This window comes from Hydrogenophaga intermedia (assembly GCF_000723405.1).
GTDB lineage: Bacteria > Pseudomonadota > Gammaproteobacteria > Burkholderiales > Burkholderiaceae_C > Hydrogenophaga > Hydrogenophaga intermedia.
The window spans coordinates 13,061-29,566 of sequence record NZ_CCAE010000016.1 but is presented as its reverse complement, the minus strand read 5'-3'; the positions used below and the strand labels follow the sequence as shown (position 1 = coordinate 29,566).

The following is a 16,506-nucleotide window of genomic DNA, read 5'->3' as shown; positions in this document are numbered from 1 at the left end:
GGTCGCCGCTCAGTGCGCCTTCTCCAGCGGGGGCGGTGCCAGCACGTGCCGCGCCATGGCGTGTGCGAGCTCGGCCTCGCCCAGGAACACCGTGCCCACGCCCGCTGACCGCATGCGCTCGGCCTCGTCCTCGTTGTGCGAGCGCACCACGATCTGGATCTCGGGGTTGAGCGTGCGCGCGGTCTCGATCATCTGGTGCAGCGACAGCGTGTCCTGCGTGGCGATGACCAGCATGCGCGCCTGCGCGATGTGGGCCTGGATCAACACCTCCGGGTCGCCGGCGTTGCCCACCACCGCGGCCACGCCCTTGGCGCGCAGGGCTTCCACCAGTTCGCGGTTCTGGTCGGCCACCACGAAGGGCTGGCCCGCGGCCTTGAGTGCCTGCGCGATGCGCCGGCCCACGCGGCCGTAGCCCACCAGCACCACCTGGCGCGAGAGGTACTTGGCCTCGGTGCTGCGTGGCAGTTCGGCCAGCGGGTCATCGCGCGCCTCCAGGCGGCGGATCAACGGCGAGTGCTGGCGCATCAGTGCGCGCAGCGGCTCGATGGCTCTGAACAGCAGTGGGTTGATGGCGATGGAGATCAGCGCGCCGGCCAGCACCAGGCTGTGGCCCTCGTCGGGCATGAGGCCGAGCTGGGCGCCCAGGCCCACCAGGATGAAGGAGAACTCGCCGATCTGCGCCAGGCTGGCCGAGATGGTGAGCGCGGTATGCAGCGGGTAGCGCATCAGCAGCACCAGCGCCACCGCGGCGAGCGACTTGCCCACCACGATGATGGCCACCACGCCCAGCACGTGCACCGGTTCCTCGATCAGCACGTACGGGTCGAACAGCATGCCCACCGAGACGAAGAACAGCACCGCGAAGGCGTCGCGCAGCGGCAGCGATTCCTCGGCCGCGCGGTGGCTGAACTCGGACTCGCGCAGCACCATGCCGGCGAAGAAGGCGCCCAGCGCGAAGGACACGCCGAACAGCTTGGCCGAGGCGAAGGCGATGCCCAGGGCCGCGGCCACCACGCACAGCGTGAACAGCTCGCGCGAGCCGGTGCGCGTGACCTGCCAGAGCAGCCAGGGAAACAGCTTGCGCCCCACCAGCAGCATGAGCGCCACGAAGGCACCGACGCGCAGCAGTGTCATGCCCAGTGCGGCGCCCACCGACTGCGCGCCTCCACTGTCGGGCGCAGTGCCGCCCAGGAAGCCCGCCAACGGTGGCAGCAGCACCAGCACCAGCACCATGGCCAGGTCTTCCACCACCAGCCAGCCGACCGCGATGCGCCCCGTGATGGAGCCCAGGATGCCCAGGCTTTCCAGCGCGCGCAGCAGAACCACCGTGCTGGCCACCGACAGGGAAATGCCCAGTACCAGCGCGGGCCCGATGTCCCAGCCCCACCAGGTGGCCATGGCCATGCCCATCAACGTGGCCACCACCATCTGCACCACGGCACCGGGCAGGGCGATCTTGCGCACCGACAGCAGGTCGTCGAGCGAGAAGTGCAGGCCGACGCCGAACATCAACAGCATCACGCCGATTTCGGCGAGCTGCGAGGCGATCTCGGTGTCGGCCACGAAGCCGGGCGTGTAGGGGCCGATGATGACGCCGGCCAACAGGTAGCCCACCAGGGCTGGCAGCTTCACGCGCGCGCAGAGGAACCCCAGGATCAGCGCCAGTCCTAGGCCGGCGGCTATCGTGTTGATCAGGGCAAGGTTGTCGTGCATGCGGGTGTCGAGGTGAAGCAGGTGGGGTTGCTGGCGACAGGGGTGCACCGAGTGTCGCGCAATTTCACGCGGGGTCCATGCACGTGGCAGGCTCGATCGTTCAGCGTGCCGCGAGCGACTGGCCGTAGGCCTTCACCACCTCCAGGAAGCGGCGCAGCCGCGCGGCCTGGAAGCGCGCGGGGGGATAGACCAGTTGCACGGGCAGCGGCTCGGCGCGCCAGCCGGGCGCCAGGTGCACCAGGCGGCCGTCGCGCAAGTCGTCGGTGACGAGCCAGGCCGAGACGATGGCCACGCCCAGGCCCGCCAGCACCGCGCTGCGCAGCGCGTACAGGCTGTCGGTGCGCAGGCGCGGGCGGATGTCGAAACGCTGCGCCGTGCCGCCACCCACGGGGTGCAGCACCACGCGGTCGCGATAGAAGGTCTGCAGCGCCAGCCAGGGCAGCTCGCGCAACTGCTCGGGCGTGCGGGGCGGGTGGCGGCCGAGCAGGGCGGGCGCGCCGATCACGATGCGGGGCAGTTCGTACAGCGGCACCGCCACCACGTTGGGGTCGGTGACCTCGCCGACCTGAACCGCGCAGTCGATGCCTTCGCCCGCGAAATCGGGGGGGCGGTCGCCCAGCAGCCACTCCACGCGCACCTCGGGGTGCGCGCGCAGGAACTGGGCGAGTGGCGCCACCAGTTGTTCCTGCCCCAGCGCGTGCGGCACCTGCACCTTGAGCGTGCCGCTGGCCGCGAGCCGCGAGCCGCGCAGCTCTTCCTGCATGGCGTCCCATTCGTCGATCAGCGAGCGCGCCATGGTCAGGCAGCGCTCGCCATCTGGCGTGAGCGTGGCCGCGTGGGTGGAGCGCCGCAGCAGGCGCACGCCGAAGTGGCGCTCCAGCGCCTGCAGGCGCCGGCTCACCGTGGGCTGCGTGGTGTCCAGGCGCTCGGCCGCGGCCGAGAGGCTGCCACTCTCGACGATGCGCACGAAGGTCTGCAGCAGTTCGATGCGGTCGATGGCGAGTCGGGTGTCTTTCATGCGCAGGACGTATGAAGCCTGTTCGCCTTGCAGTCTATCCGACCGACATTCGCATGGGAACAATGCGGTCCATCGCCGAAATGGCCTCGAAAGCACGTCATGACTTCCATTCCCGCCACGCATGACCTGAACCGCACACCGGTCGGGCTTGCCCCCTTGCTCGCCGCGGGCGCAGGCTTCAGCGTCGCCTCCATCTACTACAGCCAGCCCATGCTGCCCGATCTGGCGCGTGGCCTGCAGGTGGGCGAAGGCGCCATCGGCGCCGTGCCCACCCTCACGCAACTGGGTTATGCGGCCGGGATCTTGCTGCTCGCCCCGCTGGGCGACCGCTTCGACCGACGCCGCGTGATGCTGGTGAAGTCGATGCTGCTGGCGGTGATGCTGCTGGTCTGTGCCCTGGCGCCCAATGTTCCGGTGCTGCTGGTTGCGAGCCTGTTCATCGGGCTGGCCGCCACGGCCGCACAGGATTTCGTGCCGGCGGCTGTCTCGCTGGCGCCCGAGCACCAGCGGGGCAAAGCCGTGGGCGCGGTGATGACCGGCCTGCTGCTGGGCATCCTCCTGTCGCGTGTGGTCAGCGGCCTGGTCACGCAGGCACTGGGCTGGCGGGCCATGTTCGGCTTCGCGGCCGCCAGCCTGCTGCTGCTGGCCTTGGCGGTGCAATGGCGGGTGCCGGCCTTTGCGCCCACCACGCGCCTGCCTTATGGCGATTTGTTGAAGTCGATGGCCGGGCTGTGGCGCCAGCATGCCTTGCTGCGCCGGGCCGCCGTCGCCCAGGCCCTGTTGGGCCTGGGTTTCAGCGCGTTCTGGTCCACCCTGGCCGTGATGCTGCACGCGCGCTTCGGCATGGGCAGCGGTGCCGCGGGCGCCTTCGGCCTGGCCGGGGCGGCGGGCGCGCTGGCGGCGCCCATCGCGGGCCGGCTGTCCGACCGGGTGGGTCCGCGCCGCGTCGTGCTCATGGGCACCGGCGTGGCCGCCCTGGCCTACGCGCTCATGCTGGGCATGGACTTCCTGCCGATGTCAGGGGCATTGCTGTTGTTGGTCCTCAGCACCATCGGCTTTGACTTCGGCTTCCAGGCCTCGCTGATCGCGCACCAGAGCACCGTCTACGGCCTGGACCCCGCTGCGCGCAGCCGCCTCAACGCCATCCTCATCACGGCCATGTTTGTGGGCATGGCGGGCGGGTCGGTCCTCGGGTCGCTGTTGTGGGCGCACTGGGGCTGGCCGGCTGTCGCCCTGCTGGGCGTGAGCAGCGCGCTGGGCGCGGCGCTGTGGCGCTGGCGGGCATAGCGCTGACCCCGGGGGCATTCACGTGAATGTCATGTGAACGTCACACATCGGGGCAATACTGGCCTGTTCGGTAGGAAAAAGGACTGCGCCATGCTCATGAACCACAACGACGACCTGATGCGCCGCCTGAGTGACGACCTCATGGACGGCTACGACGAGGAACTCGAGATGGAGATCGAGGACCGCGACCCGAACGAGGAGGCGGATCCCGAAGCCGCCGCCCAGCGCCGCGAGGCGCGGCGGGTCTACTTCCGCGAACTGTTCCGGCTGCAGGCCGAACTGGTGAAGCTGCAGGACTGGGTGGTGAGCACCGGCCACAAGCTGGTGGTGGTGTTCGAGGGCCGCGACGCGGCCGGCAAGGGCGGCGTGATCAAGCGCATCACCCAGCGCCTGAACCCGCGCGTGTGCCGCGTGGTGGCGCTGCCCGCGCCCAACGACCGCGAACGCACGCAGTGGTACTTCCAGCGCTACGTCACGCACTTGCCTGCGGGTGGTGAGATCGTGCTGTTCGACCGCAGCTGGTACAACCGCGCCGGCGTCGAACGCGTGATGGGCTTCTGCGACGACCAGCAGCTCGAGTCCTTCTTCCGCACAGTGCCCGAGTTCGAAAAGATGCTCGTCAACTCGGGCATCCAGCTCGTGAAGTACTGGTTTTCCATCTCCGACGAGGAGCAGGAGGCGCGCTTCCTCGGTCGCATCCACGACCCACTCAAACAGTGGAAGCTCAGCCCCATGGACCTGGAGAGCCGCCGCCGCTGGGAGCTCTACACCAAGGCCAAGGAAGAGATGCTGGCGCGCACGAACACCCCCGAATCGCCTTGGTGGGTGGTGCCAGCCGATGACAAGAAGACGGCGCGGCTGAACTGCATCCACCACCTGCTCTCGCTCATCCCATACCACGAGGTGGAGCGGCCCGGCATCACGCTGCCGGAGCGCATTCGCCACGAGGGCTACCGCCGCCACCAGGTGCCGGGCGAGATCTACGTGCCCGAGGTGTACTGAGCACCGCGCCCGGCGCGCGGGCAAAAAAAAAAACCGCCAGGCGGGTGGCCTGGCGGTAATTCCTTGGATTCTCCGGTTCGGTCAGAACTTGAAGTTGGCCGTCAGCATGGCCGAGCGGGGCGTGCCCAGCGCCAGGCGCGAGCCGCCGTTGTTCAGCACCGAGAGGTATTCCTCGTCGAACAGGTTGTAGACGTTCAGGCGCAGGCTGACCTTGTCGTTGATCTGGTAGCCCAGCATGGCGTCGGCCACCCAGTAGGAGGGAATGTTGGGCACGTTCTGCGTTGCGGGGTTGGCGCCGTTGATCACGCGCTTCTGTTCCGACACGTAGCGCGTGCCGACGCCCATCGTCCACTTGTCCAGCTGGTACGAGGTCCACAGCGTCAGCGTCAGGTCGGGCGACCAGCGCACGCCGTCGGTGATCGTGGCGCCGTTGGTGCCGCTGCGCTGATCGATCTGCTTGGTGCTGGTCTTGGCCAGGCCGGCGCTGACTTGCCAGAAGTTGGTGATCTGGCCGACCGCCGAGAGTTCGAAGCCTTGCACGCGCGTCTTGCCGAACTGCTGCACGGTGTTGGTGACGGGGTCGGTCGAGGTTTGCTTGTCGTTCTCGATGCGAAAGATCGCGGCCGAGACGTTGAGGCGCTTGTTGAGCAGATCCCACTTGGTGCCGAGCTCGATCGACTTGGTCTCCTGTGGGTCCAGAGCGGCGTTGTTCTGGTTGTTGTCCTGCGAGCTCAGCGTGAAGTTGTTGCCCCCGGGTGGGGTTTCCGAGGTGGCGTAGGCCGCGTAGATGCTGCCGTTCTCGGCGGGCTTGTACGTAGTGCCCAGGCTCCAGCTCTTGAGCGTGCGCGAATCGTCAAGCGCCGTCGTGAGCACGCCGGCCGCGTCGTTGGCGCGCGTGCGCAGCTTGTAGCGGTCCAGGCGCAGGCCTCCGGTGAGCGACCACTGCTCGTTGAACTTCACGGTGTCGAAGGCGTACAGCGCGATGGTGTTGGTGGTGCCACCGGACTTGGCTCCCGTGCGTGGCCCGAACTGCGACACCACGTCGTAGGGGTTTGGGTTGTACAGGTTGGCGAAAGTGACAGCACCGGCGGGGGTGACGGTCGAATGGGTGAAGGACGTCTGCTTCTCGTGCAGCAGTTCCACACCGGCCGCCAGCGAGTGCTCCAGGCCGCCCGCGTTGAACTCGGTGTTCACGCTGGTCTGGTTGGCGAAGATCTCGTTTTCCTGGTCTACGCGTTGGCGCGAGCGGCTGATGTTCCAGGTCAAGGGGTTCGCCAGCACCGCGCCGTTGCCGGTGGTGGTGATGGCGTTGATGCCAGTGAGCGTGCGGTCCATGTGCGTCTTGCCGACGCGCGTGATGTTGCGCACAGTGGTGCCCGCGCCGAGGTCGTGTTCGACCTTGGCGGTGAGCATGTCGGCCTCGACCTTCTCGCGGTCGTTCACGCTGCCGTAGTAGTTCTCGCGATCGACCTTGGGGGCGTTTCGGACGGCGGGAGTGGCGTTGAAGAAGCCTTCGAAACCAATCGACGGAATGCCCCCATCCGGCACGTTCTTCTGGCGGATGTGCTGGCTGTACAGGTGGATGCGCGTGGGCGTGCCCAGGCCGGTCGCGTAGGACAGGCCCAGGCCCTGGCCGGTGTTTTCCACGTAGTCGCGGCCGTCCACGCCGCTGTCTTGCACCATCGCGTTGATGCGGATGGCGGACTCGTTGCCGAGCTGCTTGTTCAGGTCCACGGCGGCGCGCTTGCGCTTGGCCGTGCCCAGGGTGACGGAGGCGCTGTTCTCATCGCCCAGGTGCGCCTGCTTGGTCACCAGGTTCAGGAAGCCGGACGCGGCGCCCCGGCCGGTCTCGGCGCCAGCGGCGCCCTTCACGACCTCGATCTGCTCGAGGTTGAAGGTGTCGCGTGTGATGGCACCCAGGTCGCGGATGCCGTCAACGAAGGTGGATTGCTGCAGCGAGAAGCCGCGCAACTGGAAGGTGTCGCCGGCGGAGGTGTTGCCGTTCTCACCCATCTGCATGGTGATGCCAGGGGTGTTGCGCAGCGCTTCCATCAGGGTGATGGCGCCTTGCTCCTCAATGACTTCCTTCTTGATGATCTGAACCGTCTTGGGTGTGTCGAGCAAGGGCGCGGTGAACTTCGGGTTGGCCGACTCGTCGGCCTTGTACGGCACCTCCGGCGCCTCTTTCACCGTGACGGTGGGCAGCGTGTTCGACGGGCTGGTCTGCGCGATGCCGACGGCGGGCACGGCGACGGCCAGCAGGGCGAGGAGTTGGGCGGAAGGGCGGGAGGAGCGGCGGTGCTTGCGTGCCATGTTGGGTCCTTGAGGCAGTGGTGAGTCGGCTGGCTGGCTTCCTCATCACGGCGCGCAAGTGCCGCTGGGCACGAGGGGGGAGCGCTGGGTCGGTGGCTGGCTGCGGGCGAGATTATTGCTAATGAAAACCGTTCTCATTAACATCTCGTGCGATTTTTCTTCACATTTTGTTGCGTTGGCACATCAACAGCCGCTCGGGCTTACCGATTGCCCGTGACAGCCGCAGGCGTCATTCGTGCTGCAAAGCACAAAAATCCCTATGGAGCGGATAAAGACTATTAATCCGCATCATCCATAGTTATCGACTATGATTACCCCTGTCGCGTCGAACAGTGTTCAACGCCGTCACCGTTCCTCCCATTCCCTTCAACCGCAACCAGGAGTTCCCATGTCCCTGATCAACACCACCGTTCAACCCTTCTCCACCACGGCCTTCCACAACGGCAAGTTCGTGCCCGTGAGCGACGCGAGCCTGCGTGGCGAGTGGTCGGTGCTGGTGTTCATGCCGGCTGCCTTCACCTTCAACTGCCCCACCGAAGTGGAAGACGCGGCTGACAACTACGCCGAGTTCCAGAAGCTGGGCGCCGAGGTGTACATCGTCACCACCGACACGCACTTCTCGCACAAGGTGTGGCACGAGACCTCGCCCGCCGTGGGCAAGGCCAAGTTCCCGCTGGTGGGTGACCCGATCCACGCCCTGACCCGCGCCTTCGGCGTGCACATCGAGGAAGAGGGCCTGGCGCTGCGCGGCACCTTCATCATCAACCCCGATGGCGTGATCAAGACCGCCGAGATCCACGACAACGCCATCGCGCGTGACATGAAGGAAACCCTGCGCAAGCTCAAGGCCGCCCAGTTCGTGGCCAAGAACCCCGGCCAGGTGTGCCCCGCCAAGTGGAACGACGGCGCCAAGACCCTGACCCCTTCGCTGGACCTGGTCGGCAAGATCTGATCGCCCCATGCGCTGAAACCCCCTGAGGGTTTTGCGTTGAACCTTGGGCGCCGCGCGCCCAGGGTTCCTCGCAAAACGCTGAACCGAACCGAAAGGAGTCCCCCATGCTCGACGACACCCTCAAGGCCCAATTGCAGGCTTATCTGGGCAAGCTGCAGCGGCCCATCCGCCTCATCGGCTCGTTCGACGATTCCACTTCGTCGCAGGAGCTGCGCGAGTTGCTGCAGACCATCGCCGGCCTGTCGGACCAAGTGTCCTTCGACGACAGCGGCATGGATGAGCGCAAGCCCTCGTTCGTGATCGCCCGCGAGGGCGAGACCACCGGCGTGCGCTTCGCTGCCATCCCCCTGGGCCACGAGTTCACTTCGCTGGTGCTGGCGCTGCTGTGGACGGGCGGCCACCCGCCCAAGGCCGAGCAGGAGACGCTGGACGCCATCGCCACGCTGGAAGGTGATCTGCGCTTCGAGGTGTACATGAGCCTGAGCTGCCACAACTGCCCGGATGTGGTGCAGGCGCTGTCGCTGATGGCGATCCGCAACCCGGCGGTGCAGGTGACGGTGATCGACGGCGGCCTGTTCCAGGCCGAGGTGGAGCAGCGCCAGGTGATGGCGGTGCCCATGGTCTACCTCAATGGCCAGGAGTTCGGCGGTGGCCGCATGTCGCTGGAGGAGATCGTCGCCAAGCTCGACGTGAACGCCGATGCGCGTGAAGCCGCCAAGCTGGATGCGAAAGACCCGTTCGACGTGCTGATCGTGGGCGGTGGCCCGGCCGGTGCCGCGGCGGCCGTGTACGCGGCGCGCAAGGGCATCCGCGTGGGCGTGGCGGCCGAGCGCTTCGGCGGCCAGGTGAACGACACGCTGGCGATCGAGAACTACATCAGCGTGCTGGAAACCGACGGGCCGAAATTCGCTGCCGCGCTCGAAGCCCAGGTGCGTCACTACGGCGTCGACATCATGAACCTGCAGCGCGCCGAAAAACTGGTGCCCGCCAGCGAGCCCGGCGGCCCGGTGCAGGTGGTCATGGCCAACGGCGCCACGCTCAAGGCGCGCAGCGTGATCCTGTCGACCGGCGCGCGCTGGCGCAACGTGAACGTGCCCGGCGAGGCCGAGTACCGCAACAAAGGCGTGGCCTACTGCCCGCACTGCGACGGCCCGCTGTTCAAGGGCAAGCGCGTGGCGGTGATCGGTGGCGGCAACTCGGGTGTCGAGGCGGCGATCGATCTCGCGGGCATCGTGCAGCATGTGACATTGATCGAGTTTGCCGACGCGCTCAAGGCCGACGCGGTGCTGGTGCGCAAGCTCGAGAGCCTGCCCAATGTCAGCGTCCACGTGAACGCGCAGACGACCGAGATCACCGGCGCCAACGGCACGGTGAATGGCCTGAGCTACAAGGACCGCGTGAGCGGCGAGCAGCGTCACATCGAGCTCGAAGGCGTGTTCGTGCAGATCGGCCTGGTGCCCAACACCGAATGGCTGAAGGGCACGGTGGAGCTCAGCCGTTTCGGCGAGATCGTGATCGACGCCAAGGGCCACACCAACGTGGAGGGCGTGTTCGCGGCCGGCGACTGCACCACGGTGCCCTACAAGCAGATCGTGATCGCCGCCGGCGCGGGGTCGACGGCCGCGCTGAGCGCGTTCGATCACCTGATCCGTCTGCCGGTGGCGGAAGCGGCGGCGGCCTGATCAGGCGGCCCCAGCCGCCGCCCCCGCATAGCGCCTGAGGCGCTGCAGCAGCAGAGCAGCCGCCTCCCGGTGCGCGGTGCCGCGTTGGCCGGCATCGGCCAGCCCGAGCAGGAACTCGAGTTGGTCGGTCGGCGATTTCCACAGCCAGCTTGAGCCCGCGTGGGCGTGCAGGTCGACCAGCATGGCGTCGATGCCGGCTTGCGCCTGGGCCAGTTGGTTCTGGTCCAGCGCCTGCAGGATGAGCAGTTCCGCGTCCGCCACGGCGCTCCAGAAGTTCGGCGAGCGGGCGTGCTGGCGCCGCAGACTGTCGCTGGCCTGGGCCACGCGCCGTGGGTCCAGGGGGTGTCCGCGCACCACGTCGGCGGCCAGCAGGTTCATGGCGGGGTGGAAGGCCTCGTCCTGGCCCTGGCGCAGGGCGAGTGTTTCGGCGCGCTGGTAGTGCTCGGCCATGCAGGCCAGCGCCTTCGCGCAGGCCGCGTCATCGGGCGTCAGCCCGCGTTCGTGTGCCAGCCGTTCGATCTGTGCCAGACGCTTGAAGGTGCCGCCTTGCAGGCTGGCGCGCTCGACGGAGTCCGCCAGCGCCACCAGCGCCTGCAGGCTGTCGAGCGCCCGCGCCACGTCCACGCGGGCCTGCCGCAGCGCCTCGGACATCTCGTCGGGCGAGCGGCTGGCACTCCGCAGGCGGTACCAGGCACGGCGCGCCAGCACGTTGGCCAGTTGCTCCGCCGCCCGGATGCCCGCGCTGCCATCGTCGGCGCGCACGGCCTGTTCGAACCAGTGCACGGCCTCGTCGAGCTGATCGGCTTCGCGCCAGGCCAGGCCGAAGGCTTCGGCGATGGCGCCGCTGCCGCCCCAGGGCTCCTGGAACCGCTGCTGCAGGTGGCGCAGGCGCACGACCATTTCGGCCGGCGCCAGATTGCCCGTGTTGCATTGCGCGATGAGCGATTCCAGTGCCACCACCAGCGCCGAGGGCGAAGCCACCGAGGCGTAGCGCTGTTCGACGGGCAGGGGCGCGTTGTCCGCCTCGCTGCCTGCGCGCTGCCAGACCCAGTCGGGGTCACCGTAGCACTGGTAGGCCGCCCAGGTGTTGCTGGTGCCGTCGGTGCGGTAGGCCTCGACGCGTCCGGCCTGCACGGCGTCCATGAAGCGCTGGCCATCGAGCAGCCGCTGATAGAAGGTGGTGGCAAAGGCCGCGGCAGCGCCGTCGGCCACGGCCCAGCCGGCCGCCACCACGCAGCGCACGCCGATGCGGATCAACTGCTGGGCCAGGCCTGCGGCAAGCGCACTGCGGTTGTCGGCTCCGGCCAGCGACGCGCTCTTGTCCGCCGCCAGGTGGCAGCAGTTGAGGAACACCAGCTCCGGCACCACGCGCATGGCCTCGATCTCGCGCGGGCCGATGAAGGCGCCGTCGCTGAGCACAACGCCGCGCAGGGCCGGGCGAGTCGGGCCGCTGTCGCGCGCGGCGGCGGGCTCGCCATGGCCAGCGATGTGCAGCACGCGGTAGGGCCGCTCGAACAGCGCGTTGATGATGTCGGCGGCGCCGGGCTTGTGGCCGTCCTCGTCGGCGATGAGGCGGCGCACCTCGTTCTCCGCCAGGCCCTTGGGGCCCAGCAGCGCCGTGGCCACGGCCCGGGCCTCGGCGCGCGCGCCCGGCAGCTCCGCCAAAGGCGTGGGGCCGCTGGCGGGTTCACCCACCACCAGGGCGTGGTCTTCGATCGTGGCGTCGCGCACCTGGGATCGAAACACCTCGGTGCGCAGGCGCCGCACCAGGCGGTTGCGAATGGCCCAGGGCTCCTTGGGGTCGCGACGGCGGTCCAGCGGGGCGTCGAGCAGTTCCCAGGGGATGGTGGCCGAGCGGTCGTCGAGCTCGAGCACGAGCTCGCTGGTGCCTTCCAGGCTGCTCTCCAGGTCTTGCGGCACGAGCAGCTGGAACAACGTGCGGCCGAGCTGCGGGTCGCGTGTGAGGTGGTTCGACGCGGTGGTGACCAGGTCGTGGATCAGCCGCTGCTGCAGCGGCTGCTGCCGCACCTCGCTGCGCGCGCGTTTGGTGTCCAGGGTGTAGGTGATCACGGGTTCCCCATGGCGGTCGTCGTGCACGATGGCGCTGACGAAGTCGTAGCCCGTGCCGCGGTAGCCGCTGTCCAGCGGGCGGCGCAGGGCACCGGGGCCGGACTCGATGAGCGGGCTGAGACGGAAGTGGCCCTGCGCGGCGCCGGCCAGCATCTGCAGCGCCGACCAGGCCTCGGTCGCCCGGTCGAGGTACAGCTCGTTGATGTGCAGGTGGCTCACCTGTGGCCACTGGCCCTGGGCCAGCCGGGCATTGGCCTCGCGCACGCCGTGCGCCAGTGCCTGTGCCGAGGTGCCCACGTGGATGCCGCTGCCGCCGCTGGCGATCAGCGTGCTGGTCAGCTCGAACTGCGCCGGCGGGCCTGCCGGGTCTTCGGTCAGGCGCATGGCCCAGGCGATGGTGGCCTGGCAGATGGTGTGCACGAGTTGCGCACTGCCGAGCTTGCCTTCGGCCCCGAGGCCGGCCACGACCACCCAGGGCGGCTGCGGCAGGCCGAGGGGCCGCGCGGGGTTCTCGTGGCGGTTGACGAAGATCTGGTGGGTGCCCGGCGCCTCGGGGTACACGCCGGCGGCCAGCGAGGCCGATGGCACGCCACCCAGCAACCGGTCCGCCACCGCCTCGGTGCCGGTGAGGCGGGACGAGGCATAGTGGCCGATCAGCAGCGTCTGGCCGACGAACACCAGGTCGCGGTTGTGCACCGTGATCGCCAGCGGCGCAGAGCCGGGCGCGGGGGGCTGCGCGGGGTGGAGATCCTCGGGGTCGAGCAGCGCGTGCACGTCGAGCAGCGGCTCGTCGATCGCGCGCGCCTGGCGCGAGGGGCGGCTGCGCACCGTGGGCGCTTCGGTGGGTTCGGCGGGCGAACTGCGGGCGGTGGCGACCACGGGCTCCAGCCGCGTGGTCTCGCCGCGCTCGAGCAAGTCGAGGTAGGCGTCGAAGGCGCGCTCAGCCTTGGGCAAGTCGCCGTGGGCGCAGTCCAGCCGCCAGGCGCGCACGCCGGGCAACAGGGCGCTTTCCTGCGTCACGCGGCCGTCGCCACCTTGGGGGCGGTCAAGGTAGACCAGGCCCTCGTCGTCGTCGATTTCGTAACCCGCGGGCGTGAAGCGCGAGCGACCGACCACCATGACGAGGCGGTCACGGAAGCCCGGCAAGGCCTCGCGCGCCTGGCGGTCGAGCCGTTCGCGCAGCGCACGCGCCTGGTCGAGCACGGGCTGCGGCGGAATGCCCCACCGGTAGATGGAGCGCTGCGGTCCTTCGCTGTGCCACGTCAGCGCGCGCTCCAGTGTCTTCATGTCCTGCTCGGCCAACTCGGTCCAGCGCTGGCTCGAGGCCAGGCCGAGCGACGGGTCCAGCAGGCCGGCCTGCAGCTGCAGGAAGCCCGGCATGGCGGCCATGATCTGGCGCGCCCGGTGGTCCTGGAAGGGCAGGCCGAAGGCCACCAGCGCGTTGCCGAAGTTGTCGTCGCCCGAGAGCACCTGCATGGGCGCGAAGGAGCCGCCGTTGGGCGTGCCCAGCATGAGCAGGCGCGCGCCAGGCCGCTGTGCCCAGCGCTCCCATACGTCGGGCCGTTCGAGCTGCACGGTGCGCGCGAGCACGCCGCCCATGGAGTGGGCGAGCAGGCGCACCGGCTGGCCGCTGTCCTCACGCGCGGCCAGCGCCCGCTCCATACAGTCGGCGAGTCGGCGGGCTTCTTCCTCGATCGGGCGGCGCCAGTCGAAGCCGAAGGGGATGAGTTCGTGCGTCTCGCTCAGGCGGCGCGCAAGCTTGTCGTAGAAGGCGCCGATGGGGCCGTCGGGAAGCACCTCGCCCGCGTGCCCCTGCCAGGCCAGGCGGTCGAGCCCGCCGATGATGCGCAGGCTCAGCCACACGCGCTCGCGGTGAACGGCGAGGTGACTGCCCAGGATGCCTGGCAGCAGAATCACGGCGGGGCGTCGCGCCGCCTCGCCGCTCGCTGGAGCGGCGCGCACGCCGGTCTCGCTCTGGCCCGCCCAGGATAGTGGCCCGATGGCGCGAAAGCCCGCCGGCTGCTCCTGCGTCAGGCCGTCGCACACCGCCTGGGCGGTGCGGGGGTGGCTGAAGTAGGCGAAGTGGGTGACGTTGCCACCGCGTTCGAGCACGAAGCTCGCGCCCGCCTGCGCACCGTTGGCCGCGCGCGGCGTGCCCCCGTACATGGAGCGCGTCTGCACCACGAGGTCGTTGTCGGTCCAGTAGAAGGCATCGGCCAGCAGCGTCTTGACCCAGGTGCGTACCGAGTCGCCTTCGATGTCGCCGGCCACCACGCGCAACTGGCCGGGCAGCGGGCCGTGCGCGTCGCTGGCGTGCAGCCACTGCACCAGCGGGCTCAGCGGCGTCATGGCCTGCAGGCCGGGCAACTCCTGCGGGTCGGTGCGGTGGCTGGCCACCTCGCCCAGGAAGTCCAGCAGTTGCGGTGCCACCGGCACGCCGGCCAGCTCCAGCGTCCACTTGAGCACCGAGACGTAGGCGTCGAGGCGCCCGGAGGCCAGCAGCGTGCCGCGCGCGGGGCAGGCCACGCGCAGCAAACGCTCGACGCGGATGTCGCGGCCCTTGAGCTCGGCCGCGAGCGCGCGCAGGGCCCGCAACTGGTCGCGGTGCCCCTCGGCCTTGAACGGCGCGAGCGCGGCCTCGTCGAGTTCGGGGTGTGCGCACACGCGCGCCAGCACCTCGCCCACCAGGCCGCCGCGCGAGTGGGTGAGCAGGTGCACGCGTGCGCCGTCGGGCAGGGCCTGGGCCAGCATCAGCGCGTTGTCGATGGGGCTGGCGCTCAGCGTGGGGTGGTCGAGCGCGTAGACGCGGCCGCCATAGTGGCCGAACAGATCGCGCACGCGCTGCGGGTGGTGCAGCCAGAGCTTGCCGAAGGTGCCGTGCGTATCGGAGAACGTGCCGTGGAGCAGCACCAGCAAGGGGGCGTCCGCCGGCGCGGCCGGAATGCGTTGCAGCGGCGCCTGCCCCTTGAGTGGAGTGGCCATGGCCTCGGCCGAGAGCGGGTGCACGCCGGGCGTGACCTGCTCGTCGAAGCGCCGGGCAAGGCGGCGTGCGGTGAGGCGCGCCGCCGGCTCCAGCGCGATGCCGGTGATCACCTCCACCGCCGAGATCAGCGCGCTGCCCAGGCCCCCGCGCGTGGCGCCGCGCGGCGCCAGCCCGGGCCAGCCCAGTTGCGCAGGAATGGCTGTCTCGTCCGCGCCGGCGCGCACCCCCGGGGCCTGGGCCTGCATCAGGGCCTTGGCGGTGAGCGGGTGCAGCACCAGTGAGGGCCCGTCGGCGATGTGCAGCACCACGGCGTCCTGCCCGGGGCGCGCGCTCAGGCGCTGGGGGGCGCCGCCGCGCAGCGCACCCATCTGCACGCGTTGCAGCACACGGGTGCGCTCGCCGAGCGGGCGTCCGGTGCCGGTCGGACCGCCACGCGTGGCGTCGGGAGGCACGGCTTGGCCATGCACCACGAACAGAAGGGCCTGGTCGTTGGAGGAGGGGCTCATTGGCTCACCTCGCTGCGGCGCGTGCGGCTGGTGGTTGGGCGGGGGAGGGCGGTGGATCGGCCAGCCGCCCGGCGGGCCACCGCGGCCAGGGGCACCTGGCGCTGAGAGCGGTGCAGCGCCACCAGCCCCGAGCGCGGCACCGCCTGGCGCTCGATGAAGTCGTTGCAGACCCAGCCTTCCAGGTCGGTCTCGCCGACCACGGCCACGCGGCTCCAGCGGTCCAGCGGCTCCAGCAGGATCAGTTCGGTGCCGCGCCGCAGCGCGGTGCCCAGCGCGGTGTGGTCGGCGCCCGGGCCGCCGCGTATGTTCAGCCGCGTGGCGGTGACCACCCAGCGCGGCGGCGCGTCGCTGCCACGGCCCAGCGCGCGGCCGCGCACGGCGGCCAGCGGAAACGCCGGGCCTGGGTCCAGCTTGCGCCCGCGAGCCACGTCCTCGTGGCCGAGCACGTCCTCCAGGCCGTAGTGCGCCACCAGCAACTCGCACAGCTCCAGCGCGCGTTCGATCTGCGCCTCGGTGTAGTGGTGCCAGGGACGCACGCCGCCGCCGTGCTTGTGCTCGGCCAGCACCACCTCGTCCTCGGGGTAGGCCCGGCCGAACCAGGACACGCAGCGATCGCCCTCCCGATGCAGCAGGCCGGCGTTGTCCATCTCGATGCCGATGGCCACCGGGTTGAGGCCGTTGACGCCGGCCCACTGGCTCACGCCCGCGTGCCAGGTGACCACGTTGAAGTCGGCCAGTTGCACGATGCTCCCGTCGCGCCCGAGCACGAGGTGGGCCGAGGCGTTGCCCTGGGGCTTGCGCGCGCACAGGGAGCGCACAGCGCTGTCGGTGTCGCGCCCGGCCGTGTAGTGCAGCACCACGAAGCGCGGGCGCAGCGCGCCGCCGGTGTTGGGCGTGGCCTGGTGGCTCACGCCCGGGCCGCTGAGGCGGTGGTTGGCGATCCTGAGCATGTCGGCTCCTCGCACGAGCGGAGGGCACGG

The 16,506-nt window shown here is 69.7% G+C and carries 9 protein-coding genes; 4 read left to right on the top strand and 5 right to left on the bottom strand.

Going from position 1 to position 16,506, the window contains the following annotated elements:
• Window positions 1-9 precede the first annotated feature (9 nt).
• On the bottom strand, window positions 10-1,713 hold the full coding sequence (locus BN948_RS11480) for a cation:proton antiporter domain-containing protein (RefSeq protein WP_009520372.1): 1,704 nt from the start codon (window positions 1,711-1,713) through the stop codon (window positions 10-12).
• Window positions 1,714-1,813: 100 nt separating this feature from the next.
• Window positions 1,814-2,731: a LysR family transcriptional regulator gene (locus BN948_RS11475; RefSeq protein ID WP_009520371.1), complete on the bottom strand. Its 918-nt coding sequence runs from the start codon at window positions 2,729-2,731 to the stop codon at window positions 1,814-1,816.
• Window positions 2,732-2,830: 99 nt separating this feature from the next.
• Here BN948_RS11475 and BN948_RS11470 point away from each other — a divergent pair, with 99 nt between their 5' ends.
• Both BN948_RS11470 and ppk2 read left to right on the top strand, forming a co-directional pair.
• On the top strand, window positions 2,831-4,018 hold the full coding sequence (locus tag BN948_RS11470; protein ID WP_009520370.1) for an MFS transporter: 1,188 nt from the start codon (window positions 2,831-2,833) through the stop codon (window positions 4,016-4,018).
• A 90-nt stretch (window positions 4,019-4,108) separates the two neighbouring features.
• Entirely contained in the window at window positions 4,109-5,020 is a 912-nt protein-coding gene (gene ppk2, locus BN948_RS11465; RefSeq protein WP_009520369.1) for a polyphosphate kinase 2, read from the top strand.
• An 81-nt stretch (window positions 5,021-5,101) separates the two neighbouring features.
• Here ppk2 and BN948_RS11460 read toward each other — a convergent pair whose 3' ends face one another.
• A complete protein-coding gene (locus BN948_RS11460; protein ID WP_009520368.1) occupies window positions 5,102-7,333 on the bottom strand; it encodes a catecholate siderophore receptor Fiu in 2,232 nt (743 codons plus the stop codon).
• Between the two features lie 388 nt (window positions 7,334-7,721).
• Between BN948_RS11460 and ahpC the strand changes: the two genes are divergently transcribed.
• Together ahpC and ahpF are read left to right on the top strand one after the other, a co-directional pair.
• Window positions 7,722-8,285, top strand: a complete 564-nt coding sequence (gene ahpC, locus BN948_RS11455) for an alkyl hydroperoxide reductase subunit C (protein WP_035621730.1) — start codon at window positions 7,722-7,724, stop codon at window positions 8,283-8,285.
• A 104-nt stretch (window positions 8,286-8,389) separates the two neighbouring features.
• Window positions 8,390-9,967 (top strand): alkyl hydroperoxide reductase subunit F, encoded by a 1,578-nt coding sequence (ahpF, locus tag BN948_RS11450; RefSeq protein WP_009520366.1) that lies wholly within the window; start codon window positions 8,390-8,392, stop codon window positions 9,965-9,967.
• Here the strand turns inward: ahpF and BN948_RS11445 are convergent, their stop codons facing one another.
• Together BN948_RS11445 and BN948_RS11440 are read right to left on the bottom strand one after the other, a co-directional pair.
• Complete coding sequence (locus tag BN948_RS11445; RefSeq protein WP_035621722.1) at window positions 9,968-15,526, bottom strand: CHAT domain-containing protein; 5,559 nt, start codon at window positions 15,524-15,526, stop codon at window positions 9,968-9,970.
• Window positions 15,523-16,476, bottom strand: coding sequence for an N-acetylmuramoyl-L-alanine amidase (locus BN948_RS11440; RefSeq protein ID WP_009520633.1), 954 nt, complete (start codon window positions 16,474-16,476; stop codon window positions 15,523-15,525). The genes BN948_RS11445 and BN948_RS11440 overlap by 4 nt, the downstream gene beginning before the upstream one ends.
• Window positions 16,477-16,506: the final 30 nt, after the last annotated feature.

Excerpts from the sequence above, each read along its gene's own strand:
- BN948_RS11440 (WP_009520633.1), bottom strand. The coding sequence starts at position 16,476 with ATGCTCAGGATCGCCAACCACCGCCTCAGCGGCCCGGGCGTGAGCCAC.
- BN948_RS11480 (WP_009520372.1), bottom strand. The coding sequence starts at position 1,713 with ATGCACGACAACCTTGCCCTGATCAACACGATAGCCGCCGGCCTAGGA.
- BN948_RS11475 (WP_009520371.1), bottom strand. The coding sequence starts at position 2,731 with ATGAAAGACACCCGACTCGCCATCGACCGCATCGAACTGCTGCAGACC.
- BN948_RS11470 (WP_009520370.1), top strand. The coding sequence starts at position 2,831 with ATGACTTCCATTCCCGCCACGCATGACCTGAACCGCACACCGGTCGGG.
- ahpF (WP_009520366.1), top strand. The coding sequence starts at position 8,390 with ATGCTCGACGACACCCTCAAGGCCCAATTGCAGGCTTATCTGGGCAAG.
- ppk2 (WP_009520369.1), top strand. The coding sequence starts at position 4,109 with ATGCTCATGAACCACAACGACGACCTGATGCGCCGCCTGAGTGACGAC.
- BN948_RS11460 (WP_009520368.1), bottom strand. The coding sequence starts at position 7,333 with ATGGCACGCAAGCACCGCCGCTCCTCCCGCCCTTCCGCCCAACTCCTC.
- BN948_RS11445 (WP_035621722.1), bottom strand. The coding sequence starts at position 15,526 with ATGAGCCCCTCCTCCAACGACCAGGCCCTTCTGTTCGTGGTGCATGGC.
- ahpC (WP_035621730.1), top strand. The coding sequence starts at position 7,722 with ATGTCCCTGATCAACACCACCGTTCAACCCTTCTCCACCACGGCCTTC.